Origin of the sequence: uncultured Arenimonas sp., assembly GCF_963976025.1 — a bacterium.
GTDB lineage: Bacteria > Pseudomonadota > Gammaproteobacteria > Xanthomonadales > Xanthomonadaceae > Arenimonas.
In genome coordinates this window covers 1-6,351 of record NZ_CAXBJS010000152.1, presented here as the reverse complement: position 1 = coordinate 6,351, position 6,351 = coordinate 1, and the positions used below count along the sequence as shown (strand labels likewise).

Annotated in this window: 7 protein-coding genes and 1 pseudogene; 3 read left to right on the top strand and 5 right to left on the bottom strand. The window is 68.1% G+C overall.

What is annotated here, in order from left to right:
- Positions 1-58: 58 nt before the first annotated feature.
- Positions 59-502: a hypothetical protein gene (locus AACZ35_RS11235; RefSeq protein ID WP_339829276.1), complete on the top strand. Its 444-nt coding sequence runs from the start codon at positions 59-61 to the stop codon at positions 500-502.
- A gap of 37 nt (positions 503-539) precedes the next feature.
- Here AACZ35_RS11235 and AACZ35_RS11230 read toward each other — a convergent pair whose 3' ends face one another.
- The gene (locus AACZ35_RS11230; protein ID WP_339829274.1) at positions 540-1,130 is read right to left on the bottom strand and encodes a helix-turn-helix domain-containing protein; all 591 of its coding nucleotides are present in this window, start codon (positions 1,128-1,130) and stop codon (positions 540-542) included.
- Between the two features lie 223 nt (positions 1,131-1,353).
- Between AACZ35_RS11230 and AACZ35_RS11225 the strand changes: the two genes are divergently transcribed.
- Complete coding sequence (locus AACZ35_RS11225) at positions 1,354-2,040, top strand: MBL fold metallo-hydrolase (RefSeq protein WP_339829272.1); 687 nt, start codon at positions 1,354-1,356, stop codon at positions 2,038-2,040.
- A gap of 16 nt (positions 2,041-2,056) precedes the next feature.
- Here AACZ35_RS11225 and AACZ35_RS11220 read toward each other — a convergent pair whose 3' ends face one another.
- Together AACZ35_RS11220 and AACZ35_RS11215 are read right to left on the bottom strand one after the other, a co-directional pair.
- On the bottom strand, positions 2,057-3,292 hold the full coding sequence (locus AACZ35_RS11220) for a cation:proton antiporter (protein WP_339829269.1): 1,236 nt from the start codon (positions 3,290-3,292) through the stop codon (positions 2,057-2,059).
- Between the two features lie 152 nt (positions 3,293-3,444).
- Positions 3,445-3,669: a tautomerase family protein gene (locus AACZ35_RS11215; protein WP_339829267.1), complete on the bottom strand. Its 225-nt coding sequence runs from the start codon at positions 3,667-3,669 to the stop codon at positions 3,445-3,447.
- A gap of 150 nt (positions 3,670-3,819) precedes the next feature.
- Here AACZ35_RS11215 and AACZ35_RS11210 point away from each other — a divergent pair, with 150 nt between their 5' ends.
- Positions 3,820-5,373: a winged helix-turn-helix domain-containing protein gene (locus AACZ35_RS11210; protein WP_339829264.1), complete on the top strand. Its 1,554-nt coding sequence runs from the start codon at positions 3,820-3,822 to the stop codon at positions 5,371-5,373.
- Between the two features lie 52 nt (positions 5,374-5,425).
- Here the strand turns inward: AACZ35_RS11210 and AACZ35_RS11205 are convergent, their stop codons facing one another.
- Positions 5,426-6,109 (bottom strand): hypothetical protein, encoded by a 684-nt coding sequence (locus tag AACZ35_RS11205; RefSeq protein ID WP_339829261.1) that lies wholly within the window; start codon positions 6,107-6,109, stop codon positions 5,426-5,428.
- Between the two features lie 35 nt (positions 6,110-6,144).
- Positions 6,145-6,351 (bottom strand): annotated as a pseudogene (locus AACZ35_RS11200) (cupin domain-containing protein); the annotation flags it as partial.

Below are 6,351 nucleotides of genomic sequence, written 5' to 3'. Positions count from 1 at the left end.
CTGAGGGCGCTATTGTTTTGCGCAACGATCATCCAATGGCTTGACTGAGGACGCTGGCATGAAACTGATCAAACCCTTCGCCGCGTTGTTCGTCATTGTTTCGATGGCCACCGGCTGCGGTCGGGGCGAAGAAGCCTCCTCTTCCGCCCAGGCGCCGGCGCCCGCACCGGATCCGGCACCCGCCGGCTTCATCGAAATCGACGGCCAGACCTGGACCGTGGTGCCCGACGTCCAGTGCAACGTCTTCCCCGGCCCGGTCGTGGCCATTGCCGGCCACGCGGCCGAAGACAAGGGCACCGAGATCGTGGTCGACTTCAACCTGCCCGACGGTCCGACCGGCGTCAGCGTCGTGCCTTCCAACGGCACCACCGAGTGGCACGCCGAAAGCGCGATGAACTTCGACATCACGGGCAAACGGGTCAGGGGTGCCGGTTATTTCGCCGGAAGCCTGCGCGGCGCCATGCGGCAGGCCCAGGGACGGTTCGAGATCACCTGCCGTTAGGTCGCCTTCGGGCAGCCAGAGGTTGCCTCACCCCTGATCAGCGCATGACTCCTTCGAGCCATGCATCAACCAACGCAAGCTTTTCCTTGTCGTCCAGGCCCTCGCCCTGCAGCGACTCCCAGGTCGGGAACGAGAGCGCGTGCCGGATCGTGGCCACGGCCCGCTTGTGCGCCTTGCTGCCGCGGCGCCCCGGCGCCAGTGCCGCTGCCTGTTCGGCCAGCAGCTGGTCGTATTCGGCCAGCACGGGCTGCAGCACGGGCACGTCGGGCGCCTCGCGATGGGCTACCGACCACATGCGCCGGGTCGCGGCGTAGTAGGCGTAAAAAGCCGCCAGGGCCGCGGATACCCGCTTTGCCGGGTCGGCCACGCCTTCCCATCGGGACGGATCGGGCGGCGGATTGCGCCGGCTCCACTCCCCGGTGCACGCCGCGAACACCGCCGCTTCGTCCGGGAAATGCCGATACACGGTGAGCCGCTGCACGCCGGCCCGATCGGCAATGGCGCTGATGCTTGTCGCCCGGGGCCCCAGCTCCTCGTGCAGCTGCATGGTGGCCTCGACGATGCGCTGGCGGGTTTCTTCCTGGCTCTCGGCGCGCCGCCGCATCCGGTAGTTTCGCTTTTCGTTCATTCATGAATCATAGGTGTTCACTGAATACTTGACAAGCCCGCCGGGCCGGATTTAGGCTGATTTTCCCTAAACAGCCGTGTTCACTGATTATGACTTCCGACATCCCCGCCCCCTCCCTGGCCCCGATCCAGTCGCTCGGTTCCGACTGGACGGCCCTTCCCGCATGGGCCGAGATCCCCGGCCTTGGCGTGCTTGCCAACAACGCCTTCGTCCACGCCGGCCGATGCTGGTCGACACCGGCATGGCACCGTTCGGCGACAGCTTCATCAACGCACTGGGCAGCGTGGTCGACCCCGCCGACCTGCGCTGGATCTGGCTCAGCCACGCCGACCCCGACCACACCGGCAACCTGCAGAGCATCCTGGCGCTTGCGCCCAAGGCCCGCGTGCTCGTCGGCATGCTGGGCCAGGCGAAACTGCAGCTGGCCGGCATGGACGTTTCCCGCACCCAGGTGGTGATGCCCGGTGACGAACTCACCCTCGGCGACCGCCGCCTGCGCGCGGTGCGCCCGCCCACCTACGACGCCCCGGAAACCCTGGGCTTCATCGACAACGCCGGTGCCATGTATGCCGTGGACAGCTTCGGCGCGATCCTGCCGGGCGCGGCCCCGAGCCTGGACGACGTCAGCGAGGACACCTTGCGCGACGGCCTGGTCACCTGGGGAGCCATCGACGCGCCCTGGCAGGCCGACCTGGATGCCGGGCTGCGCAGCCAGCGCTTCGGCGCGGTGGAGCGCCTGTCACCGTCCCTGCTGCTGACCGCGCATCTGCCGATCGGCACGCGCAGCGGACGGCGGCTGGCACAGGCCGCGCTGGCGGCCTCGGCAAGACTCCCCGCCGACATGGCCGCGCTGCACGCCGGCGTGGCGGCCGCGACGACCGGCGCGTCCGACCAACTGGCCCTGGCGTGAGGCCTTCGGGCCGCCGTCAGGCGCGATCGCGCCGGCGGCGGTCCAGCCAGGCCATCACCGCGGCGGCGGTCAGGCCATGGAAGAGGATCGACAGCACCACCACCATCACCACCACCGCCCACAGTTCGCGCGAATCGCGGAAGTAGGCGTGGTTCATGGCGAAGGCCAGGTAATAGAACGAGCCGATGCCGCGCACGCCGAAGATGGCAATGGCCCAGCGGTCGCGGGACGGAACCTTGGCGCCTATCAGCCCCAGCCAGCCGGCGACCGGGCGAACCACCAGCACGAACACCAGCGCGAAGACCACGCCTTGCCAGGTAAGTGCCGACAGGATGCCGCTGGCCAGCGCGCCGCCCAGCAGGAGCAGCATCAGCGCCATCAGCAGCTTTTCGCACTGCTGCGCGAAGGTGTCGAGCACGCCGTGGAATTCGATGCTGTCTTCTTTCTGGCGGATCACCAGCGCGGCCACGAACACGGCCAGGAAGCCGTAGGTGTGGCACAGCTCGGCCACGCCATAAACGATCAGCGTGATCGCCAGGGCGGTCAGCCCTTCGGTGCTTTTTGAAAGCGTGGGTTCCTTTTCGCTGCGGAAGATCAGCAGCATCAGCGCGTAGCCCACCAGGATGCCGATGGCCGCGCCGCCCAGCACGCGCCACAGCACGTCGATGGTGATCCAGCTGCTCCAGTCCACCGGCGTGCCGTCGGTGGCCAGGGCCAGGGCCACTGCCAGCCAGACAAAGGGAAAGGCCAAGCCATCATTGAAGCCGGCTTCCGAGGTCAGCGCGAAGCGCACCGGGTCTTCGCCGCCCTCGCCGGGCGCGTAAACCTGCACGTCGCCGGCCAGCACCGGGTCGGTGGGCGCCAGCACGGCGCCCAGCAGCATGGCCGTGGCCACGCTGTAACCCAGCCAGGCCTGCCCCAGCCACAGCCCGGCCAGGATGGTCAGCGGCATGGTGATGCCCAGCAGCCGCCAGGTCAGCGACCAGCGCTTCCAGCCAAAGCGGGTATCGATGCGCAGGCCCACGCCCACCAGCGCCACCAGCACGGCCAGCTCGGTCAGGCGTTCGGTAATCAGCGGGAAGCGCACCGGGTTGGCCGGCACCAGCGGCAGGGGCAGCGTGTAGACCAACGCGCCCAGAGCAACATAAAGAATGGGCAGGGTCAGCGGATTGCGCTTGACCAGATGCGGCACCCAGGCGGCGCCCAGCAGCGCGAGCCCGGCAAGCAATAGTGCGAGTTCGTAAGCGTCCAATCCGTCTCCGACAGGGCCTTCCCGCGGGCCGGTTTGGCCGGCGGGTCTGTCGGACTAGGGTAGCTCGTCGCGGCGATGGCCGCGCCGGCAAACACCGGAGGCGGGGCACCAGTACCCGCAGGCACTGCCGCCCCGCCCCGGCCGGCCGGTGGTCAGGCCGCGTTGGCCTTGGCCATGGCGTGCACGTCGGCCGCGGCCAGCGGCTGGCCGCCGATGGCCCAGTTGCCGCCTTCGAACTCGTTGATGCGCACCCAGGTGACGCCGCGCAGGCTTTCGCCTTCTACGGCAATCACGGCTTCGGTGACCTTGCTGATCAGGGCCTTCTTCTGCTGCGGGGTGAAGACGTCCTTGATGACGTCGATGGTGACCATGGGCATAACGTTCTCCTGAAAGTTGAGGTGGGCACTCACGGGGGTGGATGCCTCGGAAACCATTCCACCACCGCCCCAAACCGCAGACTTGGAGCTTTCCTGGAGAAGTTCTGGAGATTTGCCGGGGCGCGGCAGGCGCTGGCCTATACTCCGGCGATGATCTACCGCTTCGACGCTTTCGAGCTGGATCTGGCCAAGCTGGAGCTGCGGGCCGATGGCGCCGTCCGGGCGCTGGAACCGCAGGTGTTCGCCCTGCTCGCGCTGCTGGTGGCCAACGCCGAGCGCGTGGTGTCGCGGGACGAGATCATCGACAAGGTGTGGGACGGCCGCGTGGTGTCGGAATCGGCCATCGACAGCCGCATCAAGAGCGTGCGCCAGGCCCTGGGCGATGATGGCCGCACCCAGCGTTTCATCCGCACGCTGCAGCGCAAGGGCTTCCGGTTCGTGGCCGAGGCCCGGGCGGTGGGTTCCGAGTCCGTGATCGCCATTGCCACGCCGGAAGAAGTACCGGATGCCATGGTGCCCGCACGCCCCTCGATCGCCGTGCTGCCGTTCAAGGTGCTGGGCGTGCTGGGCCCCTACGCACCGCTGGCCGACGCGCTGGCCCACGAGCTGATCGCCGACCTGGCCCGGTTGCACTGGCTGTTCGTCACCGCGCGCGAGTCGTCCTTCCGCCTGCGCGGCGCCGAAGCCGACCCCGGCGAAATTGGTCGCCTGCTGGGCGTGCGTTATTACCTGTCGGGCACCGTCGAACAGGCGGGGCCGCGGCTGGCCGTGATGGTGGAACTGACCGACACCCGCACCGGCGGCGTGGTCTGGGCCGAACACTTCACCCTGCCCGTGGACGAGGTGCACGCGCTGCGCGAACAGATCCGCACGCAAACCCTGTCGGCGCTGGAGATCCGGATTCCCGCCCACGAAGCCTCGCTGGCGCGGCTGTCGGTCACCGAAAACCTGGACGCCTGGTCGGCCTACCACCTGGGCCTGCAGCACATGTACCGGTTCAACCGCACCGACAACGCGACGGCCCTGGCGCTGTTCCAGCAATCAATCGCCAAGGACCCGGATTTCGCCCGTGCCCACGCCGGGCTGTCGTTCGTGCATTTCCAGAGTGCCTTCCTGCGGCACAGCGAGGACGTCGCCGGCGAAACCGCCCTGTCCCGCCGGTTCGCCGAACGCGGAGTGGAGCTGGACCCGCTCGACCCCTTTGTGAACTTCGCGATGGGCCGCACCTTCTGGCTGGAAGGCGACCTGCAGACCAGCCTGGGTTGGCTGGAGCGGGCAACGTCGCTGAGCCCGCACTACGCGCAGGGCCTGTACGCCCGCGCCTGGGCCGAGTCCCTGGCCGACCGCAGCCTGGAAAGCCGCGAACATGTCGACCTGGCGATGCGCCTGAGCCCACTCGACCCGATGCACTACGCGATGGTTGGCACGCGATCGTTCACCCACATGGTGCGAGGCGAAGATGCCGAGGCGGCGGCGTGGGCGGAACGCGCGGCGCGTTCGCCCGGTGCGCACGTGTTGATCGCCATGATCGCCGCGGTGGCGAATGCGCTGGCGGGCAACCCCACCCAGGCACAGGCCTGGGTGCAGAACGTAAAGACGCGCAACCCAAACCTGCGCAGCGAGGACTTCTTCCGGGCGTTTCCCATGCAGACGGAAACGGCCCGTGCTCGTGTGGTGGGCGCACTTTCCTCGCTTGGCTACTGAAGCGCAGACACAGCTCAGTTAGTTGATCTCACGCGAGTACGGAAAGCCTTCCTCAGTCGTACACGGACGGGGTGCTTTCCTCGAGAATCCTAAGACTTTCCTCCTGGCGATCCAGCTCTTCGGCCGACTGCTCCGACAGCGCCTGGTTCGCCCGGTGCATTGCCCGGATCTCCGGGTCGATAACGTCGATCTTGCGCTCGCGGGACAGGAAGGCCCGCTCGCCAGGCGCCAGCTGGCAGTTCCGGCTCAGGATCTCCAACTCGTCGCCATTGCGGGCCGCACTGTTCTGGAGGTTGACCACCACCCCCAGCGTGTCGCCCAGGGGCTCCAGGGCTACGCAAATGCGGTCGATGGTGCGGTAGCTGCGGGCGTCCGCGGATTCGACCGTGGCGAACAGGTTCTCGCCATCGAGCCAGACCACCGAGCGCACGCCCGGCACGTCGCGGGCCGCCGCGCGGGCTTTTTCGCGATCCACCGCGCGCGAGGGGTCCGCCAGGCGGATGGCTTTCCGAAAGTCCTCGGTCATCGCCTCGACGTTCCGGCGCACGGCTTCCTGGTCACCGACCGCGGCCGCCCCCTGGATGCTGGCCAAGCGCGCTGCCGTTTCCAGCGACGTCGGCGCTTTGCCCGCCTGCTGGGGCTTGGGCTCTTCTCCGGCCTGTTCGGAGCCACAGGCGGCCAAGGCGGCCAGCGCCAGCGCGGCCAGGCATCGCGACAACAGCGTGGTAGTGGTCATAGGCAGTTCGGGCGATCGAATTAAGCGTCCAAGTCCTAGGGCCCGAAATCCCGCAGCTGCTCGGCGAGGCTGCGCGTTTTCTCGGTGATCTCGCCACCGGTGTGGTGGGTGGACTTACGCTCCACCAGCATGATGTGGCACTCCTGCTCGGCCACCGGGTTGTGGCGCACGCCCTTGGGCACCACGTACAGCTCGCCCTGCCCCAGCTCCACCGGGCCTGCCTCCATCTCGATGCGCAGGCG

Bases quoted from the DNA above. Each gene is read 5' to 3' on its own strand.
- AACZ35_RS11210 (WP_339829264.1), top strand. From the start codon at position 3,820: ATGATCTACCGCTTCGACGCTTTCGAGCTGGATCTGGCCAAGCTGGAG.
- AACZ35_RS11235 (WP_339829276.1), top strand. From the start codon at position 59: ATGAAACTGATCAAACCCTTCGCCGCGTTGTTCGTCATTGTTTCGATG.
- AACZ35_RS11225 (WP_339829272.1), top strand. From the start codon at position 1,354: ATGCTGGTCGACACCGGCATGGCACCGTTCGGCGACAGCTTCATCAAC.
- AACZ35_RS11215 (WP_339829267.1), bottom strand. From the start codon at position 3,669: ATGCCCATGGTCACCATCGACGTCATCAAGGACGTCTTCACCCCGCAG.
- AACZ35_RS11205 (WP_339829261.1), bottom strand. From the start codon at position 6,109: ATGACCACTACCACGCTGTTGTCGCGATGCCTGGCCGCGCTGGCGCTG.
- AACZ35_RS11230 (WP_339829274.1), bottom strand. From the start codon at position 1,130: ATGAACGAAAAGCGAAACTACCGGATGCGGCGGCGCGCCGAGAGCCAG.